Annotated in this window: 1 protein-coding gene; it reads right to left on the reverse strand. The window is 55.1% G+C overall.

Going from position 1 to position 983, the window contains the following annotated elements; translation table 11 throughout:
- Positions 1 to 438: 438 nt before the first annotated feature.
- Complete coding sequence (locus ABJ99_RS28970) at positions 439 to 858, reverse strand: hypothetical protein (RefSeq protein ID WP_183135264.1); 420 nt, start codon at positions 856 to 858, stop codon at positions 439 to 441.
- Between the last annotated feature and the right edge of the window lie 125 nt (positions 859 to 983).

The raw sequence follows: 983 nt of genomic DNA on the forward strand, positions 1-983 counted from the left end.
GCCACTTATCAGCACACCTATTTCTCAACACTGCCCACAAGTGATTGGTCAGGGGAGTCGCGGCTATGAATATATCAATTAATGAGCCAAGCACCTCCTTACTCAAACAAGCCTTGGCGCACGCTGTCCGGCAAACCACCGGCCAAGACGTACCAGCCCTACAGAAAGCCTGGTTGACCCGCTTTGGAGTTTACGCCCTCTATCCTGCGATCTACCAAGAGATGGCGGTGTTTCTGGAGGAGCATGGGGCCACTTGCACTACGTCGACGCAGCAGACGCTGCCAGAAAAGCTTTACGCAGCCGGTTTGATTTCAAAGCCAAGAGGGTTTGGTGTTAGGCAGACACGCAGCACGTGCGTGTCAATCCTCAACCTCGTATTTGAGATAGACCCTGATCACATCTGGTGCCCGGGTGAGAGTCGTCCAGAACTCTGGTACCTCACCCCTGCTGTGGGCCAGTGGTATGCGTGGGTGGCAAACCTAGCGGGTTTGACGTCCAGGCCAGCAGATCAACAACGCCTATACCTTCATACCGTGCGTGCCAAGCCGCTACAGCCGCCCGAGGAAACTCCAAACTCAGCAAATCCTGATGTAGTGCTAGCCATTTACTGGCAGGTTCAAGAGTTCGAAGGTGATCCGGATGCCAAGAGTATTTGGTCATGAGCGCAAAATCTATTGCCTCTAAGCCGCGGACACTCCATGCCCTCTGTTGCGCGAGTGCATTGCCTAATACCGACAGCGAGTACAGCTCCAAGCGCGTTTTGATCGCTCTCACTGCGCCTAGCCCGACGCTGTTGGCTGACGGAACAAGTTCCTCCAACGCATCAATCAGCGCTTCATACGAATACGTGTCTTTCATGCCGGACCTCCGGTGGTCTGGGTTTGTCTTTGGAAACCAAACTTTACCACTGGCTGCGTCCGGCACCCTTTCCCCACGAGTCCGCGCGGTCCTGCCCGCTCAGGTTCAACGGTCTGCTGGTCAGC

The sequence above is a fragment of the Pseudomonas syringae pv. cilantro genome, assembly GCF_001293775.1.
GTDB lineage: Bacteria > Pseudomonadota > Gammaproteobacteria > Pseudomonadales > Pseudomonadaceae > Aquipseudomonas > Aquipseudomonas syringae_P.

What these genes read in the sequence shown, in the direction of transcription:
- ABJ99_RS28970 (WP_183135264.1), bottom strand. Translation starts at nt 858, where the DNA reads ATGAAAGACACGTATTCGTATGAAGCGCTGATTGATGCGTTGGAGGAA.